Source organism: Dactylosporangium sp. NPDC051485, from assembly GCF_040682015.1.
In the GTDB taxonomy this organism is placed as follows: Bacteria; Actinomycetota; Actinomycetes; order Mycobacteriales; family Micromonosporaceae; genus Dactylosporangium.
The window spans coordinates 1-13,876 of the sequence record NZ_JBFAZW010000183.1 but is presented as its reverse complement, the minus strand read 5'-3'; the positions used below and the strand labels follow the sequence as shown (position 1 = coordinate 13,876).

Sequence of the window (13,876 nt, the reverse complement as noted above, 5' to 3'; positions counted from 1 at the left end):
CCAAACCCTCGGCTGGGACACCCCAGCCGAACGCCTCGCCCAGTTCCTCACCACCAACTGAAACGCCGTGTTGCAACGACCCCTGGAAACCACCGACAGGCCTTAAGTCCGATTCGTCGGTATCTGGTAGGTCGACATCTGATTCGTCAGCATCGATATGTCGGGCGCTCCGCGCCGCGATTTATCCGATGTATGCGTTGTCGGGGCATAAATGCGACATGTCGTGGCGCGCCAGCGCCCGACATGTCGGAAAACCAGCAATTTCCGCCCGGGTCGCCGCGCCGACCCGGGCCAGGCCGAACCTCAGCCGCGCACCAGCTGCGCCGTCGGAGAGGCGTAGCTCGCGGCCGCACGCCGCAGCCGCCTCCGGGCAGGCGCGGCGAACAGGCAGATCCTCGGCCGCGGACCAGCTGCGCCGTCGGAGAGCCGCAGCCCGGGGTCGTGCGTGGCGAACAGGCAGAACCTCAGCCGCGGACCAGCTGCGCCGCGCCGTCGGAGAGGTGCAGCTCGCGGTCGCAGGCCGCGGCCGCCTCCGGGTCGTGCGTGGCGAACACGACCGCCGCGCCCCGCCGCGCCTCCTCCTGCAGCAGCTCCATGACCTTCTGCCGGTTCGTGGCGTCCAGCTCGCTGGTCACCTCGTCGGCCAGGACCACGGCGCCGTGCAGGGCCAGCCCCCGCGCGATCGCCGTGCGCTGCTGCTGGCCGCCGGACAGCTCCTCCACCAGCTGGTCGGCCTGCCCGGCCAGCCCCAGCCGCTCCAGCGAGGAGACCGTCGCGCGGCGGGCGTCGGCGGGGGCGGCGCCGCCGGCGATCATCGCGACCTGGATGTTCTCCTGGGCGGTCAGGATCGCGGCCAGGCCGTTGTCCTGCGGAATGAGCACCACCTTCTCGGCCACCGCGTGGTCGCGGTCGCGCAGCGGCGCCCCGTCGACCGCGACGACGCCCGCGGCCGGGCGCAGCAGGCCGGCCATCGCCCACAGCAGGGTCGTCTTGCCGGCCCCGGACGGGCCGGTGACGGCCAGGATCTGGCCCGGGGAGACCAGGACCGAGACGTCGCGCAGCACGGGGCGGTCGCGCTCGTACGCCACCGTCACCCCATCGACCGTCAGCGTCTTCACTGCACACCCTCCACGTTCGCTCGAGCGGGCACCAGGAGCACGGTGCCGTCGGGCTGGGGCTCGACCCCCACCAGGGTGCCCGGCGGCAGCATGCGCAGGACGTCCTGCGGCAGGTGCACCGTACCGTCGCGACCCACCACCGCGTAGTCCTCCCCGCGCCGCCCCTCCGCGCCGACCCGGCCGTCGCGGATGGTCACGGTGCGGCCCATGTGCCGGCCGACATCCGGGTCGTGGGTCACGACCACGACGGTCGTGCCCGCGCGGCGCACCGCGTCGAGGGCGTGCAGCACCTCGTCGCGGGCGTGGGTGTCGAGCTGGCTGGTCGGCTCGTCCGCGAGCAGCAGGCCCGGCCGACCGGCCAGCCCCACGGCGAGCGCCAACCGCTGGCGCTCACCAGGAGAGAGTCGCTGCGGGCGCTGCCGGTTGCGTCCGCGCCCGCAAAGCCCGACCGTCGCGAGCACCTCGCGGGGGTCGGGCAGGTCGCGGCGCCGTTCGGCGGGGACGCCGCGCTGGGCGAAGCGCACGTTCTGCTCCGCGGTCAGGTACGGCAGGAGATTGCGCGACGCCCCCTGCAGCACCACGCCGACGTCGGATGCGCGCAGGTGCTGCAGCTGCGCCGGGGTGGCCCGGACGAGGTCGTGCCCGCCGACGGTCAGCCGGCCGGCCGACGGCGGCAGGAGCCCGGCCAGCAGGGACAGCAGCGTCGACTTGCCCGACCCGGACGGCCCGAGCAGGGCGACCGACTCGCCGGCCGAGATGTCCAGGTCGACCCCGGACAGCGCGACCACGTCGTAGCCCTCGAGCCGGTAGATGTACACGAGACCGCGGCACATGACCGCAAGACCGGCGCTCATTGCGCACCGTCCTTGAGGCGCATCGGCGTCGCCCGGCCCAGCAGGCGCAGCACCACGATCACGGTCAGCAGCAGGCCGAGCACGGTGAGGCCGAGCGCGATGGGCAGCGCGCCGAGCGACGGCTCGTAGGAGAACGAGCCGACCGGCTCCCCCACCGTCACCAGCGGCACGCCCGGCAGCATCACCAGCGCGCCGGCCACGCCCGCGGCCAGGCCGACCACGAGCGGCAGGCCGAGCAGGGCGCGGTACTCCCGCAGCACCGCCCGGCGCAGCTGACCGGCCCGCACCCCGGCCACCCGCAGCGCGGCCAGCTCGTAGAGGCGGGCCCGGACGCCGACGTAGGCGCTGAGCAGCACCACGCCGAGCGCGAGCAGGATGGCCGCGGCGCCGGCCAGCAGGTACAGCCACAGCCCGAGCGCCGGCGCGCGGCGGCCGAGCTGGTCGGTGTACCCCTGGATCGACTCCGCCCTGAGCACCTGCACGCCGAGGCGGCCCAGCCGCGTGGCGAGGTCCGCGGGCGCGCCGCCGGCCGCCCAGACCTCGTAGCGCAGGTTGGCGTTGTCGGCCAGGCTGCCGCTGCGCTGCGCCATGCGGGTGGCGTAGTCCAGGTCGAACATGACCGCGCGCCGGCCGGCACGGGGCAGGCTGTCCGTGCGCCCCACGACGGCGAACGGCTGCGGCTGCTCGGAGAAGCCCGGCAGCTGGAACGACGCCGACCGGGCGTCGTCGGTGGGCGCGCCGCCGGCCAGCACGGCCGGGAGGACGTCGGGGGTGTCGACGTGCTCGACGACCGCGTCGGCCGGGTCGCTGCCGGACACGTCGATGCCCAGCGCCGCGCCCGCGCGCACGGTCACCGTCGCGCCGCCCGCCGCCGCCTGGCGGGGCTGCCAGCGGCCGGCGAGGTCGAAGCCGGGGCTGAGCGGGCCGTCGTCGGTGGTCAGGCCGCGCACGGCGACGGCGACCGAATACGGGTCGGTGCCGCCCGCCGCCCGGCCGACCGCGAGGCCGACCAGCCGGCACTCGGCGGTGCAGCCGTCGAGCGTCGCGCGGTACGTGTGGGTGCCCTTGACCAGCGTGCCGAGCGTGACCGTGCGCGGCGGCTGCCCCGGGTTGGCCACGATCGCGGCCAGGCGCAGCGCCGGCTTGGCGGGCAGGGCGTCGACGGTCACCTCGGCGCCGAGGTCCTTGCCCAGCCGCAGCGGGTCGGCCGCCGCCGGGTGCAGCCGGCCCGCGACCGCGCCCAGTTGCTCGCCGGAGTGCCCGCGCCAGACGGCCACGCCGGCCAGCCGCCCGGACTGCACGCCGAGCAGCTCGATGGGGGCGTTGTCGAAGCGCTGGCTCGCCCGTACCACGGCCATCGAGTGGCCGCCGGGGTCGGCCTTGGCCACGGCCGCCTCGAGCGCGTCGGGATGAGCGGCGTTGACCGTGTAGACCCGCTGGGCCCCGAGCGCGTCCTCGGCGGTGTCCTGCCGCGCCCGCGCGGCGACGTCCCAGGCGGTGGCGGCGAAGGCGAGCAGCGCCACGGCCACGGTGACCACCACGACGAGCCGCTGCCCGCCCGGGCGCCGGGACAGCTGCGCGGCCGACAGCAGCGGCACGATCCGGCCGCGGCGGCGCGCGATGCGCAGCCGGGCGCCCGAGCACAGGACGAGCAGGCGGGCCGCGCCGATGCCGAGCACCAGCGCGAGCAGCGGCGGGGCGAGCAGGGCCAGCGGCGAGGCGCGGTCGGCGACGGCGGCCACGATGCTGGCCGCGGCGAGCGCGACGACCACGCCCCCGGTGACGCCGGCCTTCCAGCCGCCGCGCTCGGGCACGCGGCGCAGCAGGCCGAGCACCGGGCGGCCGAGCGTCTGCCGGGCGGCGAGCACGGCGGCGAGGACGCCGGCGGCGAAGGCGATCCCGGCCGCGGCAAGGACCGGCCAGCGCAGCTGCGCGCCCACGCCCGGGGCGAGCAGCGCGGACGCGGCGAGCTGGACCAGCCCCAGCCCCGCGGCCAGGCCGACCGGGACCGCGGCCGCGGTGAGCAGCACGACCTCGCCGAGGCCGAAGCGGGCCGCCCGCCCGGACGGGTATCCGCGCAGCTTGGCCAGCGCGATCTCGGGGGCGCGCTCCTCGGTGAGGGACGCCACGAGCAGAAAAAGCACAAACCAGCAGAGCAGCAGCAACGGTACGGCGATGATCGGCGCCGTCCGCGCGATGTCCTTCTGCTCGACGTCGATGTCGTGCAGCACCGCCGGCAGGGTGGTGCTCACCTCGAGCTCCTGCCCGCGCACCCGGGCGCCGAGGGCCTGCAGGCTCGCGCGCAGCCGGGCGACGTCGTCGAGGCGGATGCGCCCGGTGCGCAGCGGGTACTCCAGCCGGGTCGACAGCGTCGCCGCCGGCTCGGCCCGCAGGTCCTCCTCGGTGAGGCTGAACAGCGCGTCCGCGCGCTCCCCCTCGCCGTCCGTGCCCGCGCTGAAGTACGCGGTGCGGCCCCAGTACGCGGCGTCGGCGTCCTTCGGGGAGTACAACCCGGTGATCTTGAAGCTCTTGTCCCGGCCGGCCCCGGCCGGTCCGAGGTGGACGGTGACCTGGTCGCCGGCCTGGAGCTGGTGCGCGGCGGCCGTGCGCTTGCTGAGCGCGACCTCGCCCGGGTTGTCCGGGCACGCGCCGTCGAGCTCGAGCTGGGCGCAGACGTCCTGGCGGAAGGCGAGCCGCCCGGCCGCGCCCGCGTACGTGACCTCGGTGTCGATGGCCGCGACCGAGCGGTCGAGGCGCTCGTCGAGGAACGCGTCCTTGCCGAGGGCCGCGTTCATGGCCAGCCGGATCTCGGCGAGGTCCATGAAGGCGGCGCTGTCCTTGGTGCCCTTGGCCCCGACGGTCAGCCCGGTCGCGTCGGTGGACGCGGCGGACAGGCCGTCGGTGAGCACGGACTGCTGCGCGGCCCGGCTGTACGCGGGCGCGAGGACGGCCGCCGTGGTCGCCGTCACGGCGAGGAGGAAGACCACGAACGACCGGCCGGCCCGGTACCTGATGCCGCGCAGCATGACGGTCCAGGCCGTCACGTGAGCCCCCTGTGCTGATCTAGCTGAAGGTTGACCCGCAGACCTTAGCCGGTAAGGGGTGCCAGGGCTTCCGCTACTTCTCACCCGCGAACTCACCCCGAGGCCGGGCCGGGTGCGCACGCCCGAGGCCGGGCCGGGTGCGCACGCCCGAGGCCGGGCCGGGTGCGCACGCCCGAGGCCGGGCCGGGTGCGCACGCCCGAGGCCGGGCCAGGCGAGCACGCCCGAGGGCGGGCCAGGCAAGCACGCCCAGGGGCGGCGGGTGGAAGCCTCAGGCCAGTTCGGCCAGGAGGGCCCTGGCGGCCGCGTACGGGTCGGAGCCGCCGGACGCGACGTCGCGGGCCAGCTCCCCCAGTCGGGTCCCGCTGCGCAGGTCCTGCATCCGGGCCCGCAGCACGCCCAGCGCGATCGCCTCGATCTCCGCCTCCGCCCGCCGCTGCCGCCGCGCCTGCAGCTCGCCGGAGTCCTGCAGGTGCGCCCGGTGCGCGTCGATGGTCTCGACCAGCTCGTCGATCCCCTCGCCGCGGGCGGCGACGCAGCGCACCACGCGCGGGCGCCACTGGCCCGGGGCCCGCTCGCCGAGGCCGATCATGCCCTGGATGTCGCGGTACGTCGCGTCCGCGCCGTCGCGGTCGGCCTTGTTCACGACGAAGACGTCGGCGATCTCGAGCACGCCGGCCTTGGCCGCCTGGACGGCGTCGCCCATGCCGGGCGCGACGAGCACGAGGGTGGTGTCGGCCAGCCCGGCGATCTCCACCTCGGCCTGGCCGACCCCGACGGTCTCCACGACGACCGGGTCGCAGCCGGCCCCCTCCAGCACCCGGGCCGCCTGGGGCGTGGCGGCGGACAGCCCGCCGAGGTGGCCGCGGCTGGACATGGAGCGGATGTAGACGCCGGGGTCGGTGGCATGGTCCTGCATCCGCACCCGGTCGCCGAGGATGGCCCCGCCGGTGAACGGGCTGGACGGGTCCACGGCGAGCACGCCGACCCGCCGGCCGGCCTTGCGAAACGCCCGGACCAGCTCGTTGGTGGTGGTCGACTTGCCCACGCCGGGCGAGCCGGTGAGGCCGATCACCGCGGCCTCACCGGTGTGCGGGGCGAGCGCCGCCGCGATCCGCGGCAGCGCCTCGTCACCGTCCTCGACCAGGCTGATCAGCCGGGCGACGGCCCGCGGGTCTCCCTCCCGGGCCGCACCCACCAGCGCGGGCACGTCCCGGGAGCGGCGCAGCGTCACTGCGTGGGCACGCGCAGCAGGAGGGCGTCGCCCTGGCCGCCGCCGCCGCACAGGCCCGCCGCGCCCAGGCCGCCGCCGCGCCGGCGCAGCTCGAGCGCGAGGGTGAGGGCGAGGCGGGCGCCGCTCATGCCGATCGGGTGGCCCAGGGCGATCGCGCCGCCGTTGACGTTGACGATCGCCGGGTCGATGCCCAGGTCGGCGGTGGACTGCACGCCGACCGCGGCGAAGGCCTCGTTGATCTCGACCAGGTCCAGGTCGGCCGGGGTCAGGCCGGCCTTGCCCAGCGCGTGAAGGATCGCGTTGGACGGCTGGCTGGTCAGCGAGTTGTCCGGGCCGGCCACGTTGCCGTGCGGGCCGATCTCGGCCAGCCACGACAGGCCCAGCTCCTCGGCCTTGGCCTTGCTGGCCACCACGACCGCGCAGGCGCCGTCGGAGATCGGCGAGGAGGTGGCGGCGGTGATGGTGCCGTCCGCGCTGAACGCCGGGCGCAGCTTGGCCAGGCTCTCCACCGTGGTCTCGGGCCGAATCTGCTCGTCGTCGGCGACGACGATCGGCTCACCAGTGCCGGCCTTCTTGGACGTCTGCGGGATCTCCACCGCCACGATCTCCTCCGCGAAGCGCCCCTCCTTCTGAGCCGCGGCGGCCTTCTGGTGGCTGGCCGCGCCGAAGGCGTCCTGCGCGGCCCGGCTGATGCCGAGGCGGGCCACGTGCCGCTCCGTCGACTCGCCCATGGACACCTGGTCGTAGGCGTCGGTGAGGCCGTCGAGGGCCATGTGGTCGCGGATCACCACATCGCCGTACTTGTACCCCTGCCGCTGCCCGGAGAGCAGGTGCGGGGCGTTGGTCATCGACTCCATCCCGCCGGCCACCACGAGGTCGAACTCGCCCGCCCGGATGAGCTGGTCGGCCAGCGCGATGGCGTCCAGGCCGGACAGGCACACCTTGTTGATCGTCAGCGCCGGCACGTGCATCGGGATCCCGGCTCCCACCGCGGCCTGGCGGGCCGGCATCTGCCCGGCGCCGGCCTGCAGGACCTGCCCCATGATGACGTACTGCACCTGCCCGGGCGCCACGCCGGAGCGCTCGAGCGCGGCCCGGATGGCGATCTCGCCCAGTTTGGTGGCCGGGAAGTCCTTGAGGGCGCCGAGCAGGCGGCCCATCGGCGTGCGGGCGCCGCTGAGGATCACCGACTGAGTCATGACTGAGGCCTCCGAGAGAAGGTTCACACCGCGTCGTCGCGACCTGAACGTTGGATCAGTTCAGACTATCGCCATGGACACCTCGGCCTCGAAGTTGGAAATATCACCCATTGGCCTCCAGCGGATCGACCACATCGGCGTCGCCGTCGCGGACCTCGACGAGGCGATCGCGTTCTACGCCCGCGTGTTCGGGATGCGCTGCGTACACGTCGAGGCCAACGAGGAGCAGGGGGTGCGCGAGGCGATGCTGTCGGTCGGCCCGACGCCCGCCGGCGGGTGCCTGCAACTGCTCGCCCCGCTCTCGCCGGACTCGACGATCGCCAAGTTCCTGGACCGCAACGGGCCGGGCGTGCAGCAGATCGCCTACACGGTGACCGACGTGGACGCCACGTGCGCCGCGCTGCGCGAGCGGGGGGTGCGGCTGCTGTACGACGAGCCCCGCCGCGGTACCGCCGGATCCCGGATCAATTTCGTGCACCCGAAGGACGCCGGGGGCGTGTTGGTCGAGCTCGTGCAGCCCGCCTGAGCGCGGCCGGAGCAGGCCAAGTGCAGTTCTTCACAGGCCGGTTCCCGATTTAGCTACCGTTCAGTAACGTCCGGCTCGGGGCATCGAGATGTGTTGCCGATCCCCATGGTCGCCCGCCCATCTGCGCGGCGACGCTGCCTCTCGAACCCGTCCCGGACGTTAGGAGCCGTAGGTGCAGCACATCCTCGACGCGATCATGCAGGCGGAAGGGGCCGCCGACCCCGCGGCCGAGCTGCGCGCCGTGGCCGGCCTGCCGGTGCCCGACAGCTACCGGGGCGTGGTGGTGCGGGCCGGCGAGGCCGGCATGTTCGACGGGCTGGCCACGCGCGACAAGGACCCGCGCGCGTCCCTGCACGTGCAGGAGGTGCCCACCCCCGAGGTCGGGCCCGGCGAGGCGCTCATCGCCGTGATGGGCAGCGCGGTCAACTACAACACCGTGTGGACCTCGATCTTCGAGCCGGTTTCGACGTTCGGGTTCCTGCAGCGGTACGGCAGGTTGAACTCCCTCAGCAAGCGCCACGACCTGCCGTACCACGTCGTCGGCTCGGACGCGGCGGGCGTGGTGCTGCGGGTCGGGCCCGGCGTCAGCAAGTGGCAGCCGGGCGACGAGGTCGTCGCGCACTGCCTCAACGTCGAGCTCGAGGACGCGGCCGGCCACGACGACACGATGCTGGACCCGCAGCAGCGCATCTGGGGCTTCGAGACCAACTACGGCGGCCTGGCCGAGCTCGCCCTGGTCAAGGCCAACCAGCTGATGCCCAAGCCCGCCCACCTGTCGTGGGAGGAGGCGGCCTGCCCCGGCCTGGTCAACTCGACCGCCTACCGGCAGCTCGTCTCCCACCACGGCGCGCGGATGAAGCAGGGCGACACGGTGCTCATCTGGGGTGCCTCCGGCGGCCTGGGCTCCTACGCCGTGCAGTTCGCGCTCAACGGGGGCGCGACGCCGGTGTGCGTGGTCTCCAGCCCGCAGAAGGCGCAGCTGTGCCGGGACATGGGGGCCGAGCTCGTGATCGACCGGTCGGGCTATCGGTTCTGGAAGGACGAGCAGACCCAGGACACCGCGGAGTGGCGCCGCTTCGGGGCCGAGATCCGCGCGCTCACCGGCGGCGAGGACCCCGACATCGTGTTCGAGCACCCGGGGCGGGAGACCTTCGGCGTCAGCGTGTTCGTGGCCAAGCGCGGCGGCACGATCGTCACGTGCGCCTCGACATCGGGATACATGCATCAGTACGACAACCGGTATCTATGGATGAATCTCAAGCGCATCGTCGGCAGTCACTTCGCCAACTACAGGGAGGCGTGGGAGGCCAACCGGTTGATCGCGCGGGGACGCATCCACCCGACGCTGTCGCGCGCGTACCCGCTCGAACAGACGGGGCAGGCGGCGTACGACGTCCACCGCAACGCCCATCAGGGCAAGGTCGGCGTTCTCTGCCTCGCCCCGCGGGAGGGCCTCGGGGTCCGCGACCAGCGGCTGCGCGCCCGCCACGAGGCCGCGATCAACCGCTTCCGCAACCGATAAGCCCGGATGATCTGGCGCGGCCGGGGTGGATGGGGCGAGGTGACCACCCCCGTCGCGGCAATTTCACCTCGTACGGCCGGCCACGCAACACGCCCATAAAGCGGTACAAAAACGTGGCGTGTCCTGCCGGGCAAAAGTTGACCTTGCCAGCCCCGCGGAAGATACCCCTCGCACCCTTGCGAAAGCCCCCGGGTGGTCTGCGAGTATGTGCCAATGCCCCAGCAGCAGTCCTCGGTTGACTTCTTCCAGAACGGCTCGGATCACGAAGAGCTGAGCGTGGTCCTGCGCGGTTACGACCGTCAGCAGGTCGACAGCAAGCTGCAGCGCCTCAACGCGCAGCTGCAGCAGGCCAGTCAGGCCCGCGAAGAGGCCGAGGGCCGACTCGCCGAGGCCCAGCGTCGCGTCCGCCAGGCCGAGCAGCGCCTCGGCACGATGGAGCAGAAGCTCAGCGATACCAACAAGCAGCTGGAAGAGAACAACCGGCCGACGCTGTCCGGCCTGGGCACGCGGGTCGAGCAGATCCTGCGCCTGGCCGAGGAGCAGGCGAACGACCACCGGGGCGAGGCGAAGCGCGAGTCCGAGGGCATCATCTCCGCGGCACGGCTGGAGGCCCGCGAGATCACCGACAAGGCGCGGGCCGAGTCCGCCGCCATGAAGGCGACCGCGGAGCGCGAGGCCGGCAACCTGCGCACCGCCGCCGAGCGCGAGGCCGCCGAGGTCCGGGTGCAGGCCCGGCGCGAGGCCGACACGCTGCGGGCCGACGCCGAGCGCGAGACCAAGCAGCTGCGCACCGCCACCGCCCACGAGGTCGCCGAGCTCAAGGCGACCGTCGAGCGCGAGGTGGCCACGCTGCGGGCCACCGCCGAGCGGGAGATCACCCAGCTGCGCGCCAAGGCCGCCCGCGAGGCGGAGGAGAAGCGCGCCGAGGCGACCAAGCTGCTCACCGACGCCCGCGACAAGCGCGACAAGGACCTGCAGTCCCTCGCCCTGGAGATCGCCGAGCGGCAGGAGAAGGCCGAGCGCGACGAGTCCGCCCGCCACGCCTCCGCCGTCGCCGCCACCCAGAAGCTCGTCACCGAGGCCGAGGGGCGCGCCCGGGCGGCCGAGGACCGGGCCAAGGAGATCGAGCAGCGCGCCGAGAACCGCCGGGTCGAGTCCGAGCGGACCGCCGCCGAGACCGTCGACAAGGCCAAGAACCTCGCCGACAAGACCGTCAACGAGGCCCGCGCCGAGGCCCACCGGCTGCTCAGCGAGGCCCGGTCGGAGGCCGAGGACACCACCCAGCGGGCGCGCCGCGAGGTCGAGGACCTCACGCGCCAGAAGGACGCGGTCACCTCGCAGCTCGGTCAGATGCTCTCCGGCCTCGCCGGCATCATGCCGGTCGCGCCGCAGCAGGCCAGCGGCGAGTCCGACAAGGGCAAGTCGGGCGACAACAAGAAGGTCACTGCTTAGGTCGCCTGGTCTGGGTCGGCCCGGCGAAGCTCTGCCGAGCCAGACCGGGCGGTCGCCTGGTCTGGGTCGGCCCGGGCGAAGCTCTGCCGAGCCAGACCGGGCGGTAGGGATCGCGGCGTGCGAGTGCCGCTTCTCGAATCATTCACGGGGAGTTCTATCGCACGTCCCGTCACGCGCAGTATGTAATTGCGCGTGGCGGGACGTTGCGTGTGAGGATGGGTGTTATGGCAGACGGCGGCGACCTCTTCAACGCGGGCACCGGGGTGTCCTCCGAGCCGGACTTCGAGACCGCCATCCGGGGCTACCGGCGGGATCAGGTCGACAAATACTGGACCCAGTCCGAGAACGAGATCGCCGCGCTGAAGCTCGAGAACGAAGAGGTCTGGGGCCAGGTCCAGGCCCTCGCCTCGCAGGTCCAGGACCTGCAGCTGGAGCTCACTGACCTGCGCCGGCTCGCGCCCGGCCGGGGCGAGGCCCTCTCGTTCCGCCACCTCGGCCCGCGGGTCGAGGTGATCCTCGGACTCGCCGAGGACCAGGCCGCCGACATTCGCGCCGGCGCCGCGCAGGAGATCGCCGGCCTGCGGGGCGAGGCCGAGCGCCTACTCGCCGAGGCCCGCGCCCGGGCCGCCAAGGCCAATCAGGACTTCGAGATCGTCCTGGCCGCCCGCCGGGCCGAGGAGGAGCGCTTAGTCGGCGAGCGCCGCGACGCCCTCGACGCCGAGTCCCGCGCCATCGAGGATCGCGCCGCCGCTGCCCGCGCCGAGGGCGAGCACGTCGTCGCCTCCGCCCACGCCGAGGCCCAGCGCGTCACCCAGGCCACCACCGCCCAGCTCGAGCAGGCGCGGGCCGACGCCGCGGCGCACGCCCACGAGGTGCGCACGGCGGCCGAGCAGCACGCCACCGCGGTGCGGACCGAGGCCGAACAGCACGCCCACTCCCTGCGCACCGCCGCCGAGCAGGAGACCGCCGGCGCCCAGTCGCACGCCGCCGCGATCGTCGCGCAGGCCCAGGAGCAGGCGGCCCAGCTCTCCGCCCAGGCCAAGCACGAGGCCGACACCGTCACCGTGCAGGCCCAGCAGGCGGCCGCCACGGTCGCCGCCAAGGCCCAGGAGGCCGCCGACGCGGTCGCGGCCCAGGCCCAGCAGCACGCCGCCACGGTGGCCAGCCAGGCCAAGGAGGCCGCCGACGCCGTGGCCGCCCAGGCCGAGCAGGCCGCCGCCGCGGCCGCCGAGCAGGCCCGCCAGAAACTGGAGGCCGAGACCGGCGCGGCCAGGCTGGAGGCCGAGACCCAGGCCGCCGCCCACCGCGCCACCTTCGAGCAGGAGCTGGTCGACCTGCGCACCGCCCACGACGCCGAGCTGGCCGGCCTTCGCGCCGCCCACGACGCGGAGCTGACCGAGCAGCGCACCACCGCCACCACCGAGGCCGAGCAGCTGCGCACCACGGCCCGGACGGAGGCCGACAAGCTGCGCGCGACCGCCGCGAAGAAGGCCGAGGCGGTGCGCGCAACCGCCGCGAAGGAGAGCGACGAGCTGCGGGCCACCGCCACCACGGAGGCCGAGGCGGTGCGCGCAACCGCCGCGAAGGAGGCCGACGAGCTGCGGGCCACCGCCACCACGGAGGCCGAGGCGGTGCGCGCAACCGCCGCGAAGGAGGCCGACGAGCTGCGCGCCACCGCCACTATCGAGGCCGAGGCCCTGAAGGCCCGCGTGGAGGCCCTGGAGGCCCAGAACGCCGAGCTGCGCGCGACGGTGTCGGCGGACACCGAGAAGGCCGAGGCACAGCGGGCGCGGATCGAGACCCTGGAGGCCGAGGCCGCCGAGGCCAAGACGCTCAAGGCCCGCGTGCAGACCCTCGAGGCCGAGGCCAAGGAGGCCAAGACGCTCAAGGCCCGCGTACGGACCCTGCTGGCCGAGGCTGAGGAGGCCGCGACCGAGCGGACGATGTCCCTCGACGCGGTCAAGGCGGAGCAGGACGCCACCGAGAAGGCCGAGCGGCGCGTGGAGGAACTGCGTAAGCAGGAGGCCGAGCTGAGCGCCCAGTTGACCAGCCTGCGCGAGCAGGAGACGGAGCTGACCACGCAGGTCGCCACCGCCGAGGCCCGGATCGCCGAGTCCAACCAGGACCTGACGGCGGCAGCCGCGTCCTCCAAGGGCAAGGCCGCCGCGGAGAGCAACGGCAAGGCCGCCGCCGAGGCGAACGGCAAGATCCCGGTCGAGGCCAACGGCAGCCGCTGACGGCCGGGGCCCTGCGCCCTCCGACCGCTCGCCGCACCGCCGTGGCCAACCGTCATCCGCGCACCGGGGGTGACCGGCGTCCGCCGGCCGCCCCCACCCCTGCACCTCTCACCGGGCGCGACCGCACCGCCAGGGCAAGCAGAATCCCGCGCCGCCGGTTCTCACACCGCTGAGGCCAACCGGCGTCCACCCACCGCCAGCCGCCAGCCGCCAGCCCAGCATCACCGGGACCGGCGTCCCCTCACCACTCACCACCGCCAACCGGCGTCCACCCACCGGCCGCGGGCCGCGCCGCCGGGGCGACCGGCGTCCGCCCACCTGCCGCAGGTCGCGCCGCCGCGGCCCTCCCGGGTCCGCGATCTCCCTTGGCGCCATCCCACAGAATCGCCCCGCAGAATCATTCCAAATCGGATACATGACCCGCCAAGCGAAAAATCCGATAAGAGTGACCGTCAATAGGTTGGGGCGAAGGCGGCGGTCGGTGTGGCGGCGGAGTTTGCCGAACCCGTCGACCGCGTCGCCGGTCAGGCCTGACCGGGCAGCCGTCGATCACTCGGCGTAGCGATGGGCCTCGTGCCGGCGATCGCGGTCTGCGGCATGAGCGTGCACCATTTGACATTGCCATTACCGTCCGGGGCGGTAATTCCGGGCGAGGTCGGGGATAATCAATGACATGGGGCAGCTGTCATTCT

Annotated in this window: 9 protein-coding genes; 4 read left to right on the top strand and 5 right to left on the bottom strand. The window is 74.1% G+C overall.

Annotated features, from left to right (window positions below; translation table 11 throughout):
- Positions 1-464: 464 nt before the first annotated feature.
- The 5 genes from AB0M46_RS49220 to AB0M46_RS49200 form a co-directional block, all read right to left on the bottom strand.
- Positions 465-1,118, bottom strand: coding sequence for an ATP-binding cassette domain-containing protein (locus AB0M46_RS49220; protein WP_344616134.1), 654 nt, complete (start codon positions 1,116-1,118; stop codon positions 465-467).
- Positions 1,115-1,972 carry an ATP-binding cassette domain-containing protein gene (locus AB0M46_RS49215; RefSeq protein WP_363348283.1) on the bottom strand — a complete coding sequence of 286 codons (858 nt, stop codon included), beginning with the start codon at positions 1,970-1,972 and terminating at the stop codon, positions 1,115-1,117. Before AB0M46_RS49215 ends, AB0M46_RS49220 begins: the two co-directional genes overlap by 4 nt.
- The gene (locus AB0M46_RS49210) at positions 1,969-5,016 is read right to left on the bottom strand and encodes an FtsX-like permease family protein (protein ID WP_363348281.1); all 3,048 of its coding nucleotides are present in this window, start codon (positions 5,014-5,016) and stop codon (positions 1,969-1,971) included. The genes AB0M46_RS49215 and AB0M46_RS49210 overlap by 4 nt, the downstream gene beginning before the upstream one ends.
- 269 nt (positions 5,017-5,285) lie before the next feature.
- Positions 5,286-6,248: a methylmalonyl Co-A mutase-associated GTPase MeaB gene (meaB, locus tag AB0M46_RS49205; protein ID WP_363348279.1), complete on the bottom strand. Its 963-nt coding sequence runs from the start codon at positions 6,246-6,248 to the stop codon at positions 5,286-5,288.
- The gene (locus tag AB0M46_RS49200) at positions 6,245-7,447 is read right to left on the bottom strand and encodes an acetyl-CoA C-acetyltransferase (protein ID WP_363348277.1); all 1,203 of its coding nucleotides are present in this window, start codon (positions 7,445-7,447) and stop codon (positions 6,245-6,247) included. The genes meaB and AB0M46_RS49200 overlap by 4 nt, the downstream gene beginning before the upstream one ends.
- A gap of 73 nt (positions 7,448-7,520) precedes the next feature.
- Between AB0M46_RS49200 and mce the strand changes: the two genes are divergently transcribed.
- The 4 genes from mce to AB0M46_RS49180 all read left to right on the top strand — a co-directional run bounded on the left by mce (position 7,521) and on the right by AB0M46_RS49180 (position 13,184).
- Positions 7,521-7,973, top strand: a complete 453-nt coding sequence (gene mce / locus AB0M46_RS49195; protein WP_363348275.1) for a methylmalonyl-CoA epimerase — start codon at positions 7,521-7,523, stop codon at positions 7,971-7,973.
- Positions 7,974-8,145: 172 nt separating this feature from the next.
- Entirely contained in the window at positions 8,146-9,495 is a 1,350-nt protein-coding gene (gene ccrA, locus AB0M46_RS49190; protein ID WP_363348273.1) for a crotonyl-CoA carboxylase/reductase, read from the top strand.
- A gap of 213 nt (positions 9,496-9,708) precedes the next feature.
- Positions 9,709-10,947, top strand: coding sequence for a cell division protein DivIVA (locus tag AB0M46_RS49185; RefSeq protein ID WP_363348271.1), 1,239 nt, complete (start codon positions 9,709-9,711; stop codon positions 10,945-10,947).
- A gap of 224 nt (positions 10,948-11,171) precedes the next feature.
- Positions 11,172-13,184 carry a hypothetical protein gene (locus tag AB0M46_RS49180; RefSeq protein WP_363348269.1) on the top strand — a complete coding sequence of 671 codons (2,013 nt, stop codon included), beginning with the start codon at positions 11,172-11,174 and terminating at the stop codon, positions 13,182-13,184.
- Positions 13,185-13,876: the final 692 nt, after the last annotated feature.